The 275-nt window shown below is 67.6% G+C and carries 1 protein-coding gene; it reads left to right on the forward strand.

The window, feature by feature from the left end; translation table 11 throughout:
• Window positions 1–275 (forward strand): hypothetical protein (locus tag SB764_RS39985; protein ID WP_410866745.1); only part of this gene is annotated, 275 nt, incomplete at both ends.

Genomic DNA, 275 nt, shown 5'->3' on the forward strand with positions numbered 1-275 from the left:
GTCGCCGGTTTTCCGGGTAGACGTCACCGACGGCGGGGTAACGCGGATAACGGACGACGCTGCAGCGTATTCCAACGTCCTGATTTCGCCCGACGGAACGACGGCCTATGCGCTGCGCAGCTCGTACGAGTTCCCCCCGGAGGCGGTTCGGATCGACCTCGCCAGCGGTGCGGTCTCCCGTTTGCAGGGGCCCGTGGAGCGCCCCGCGTACCCAGGCAAGCTCGAGCGTGTGGAAACCACGGCCGAGGACGGTTCCCGCGTGCCCGCATACCTTG

Source organism: Paraburkholderia sp. SIMBA_027, from assembly GCF_046535315.1.
Classification (GTDB): domain Bacteria; phylum Pseudomonadota; class Gammaproteobacteria; order Burkholderiales; family Burkholderiaceae; genus Paraburkholderia; species Paraburkholderia tropica.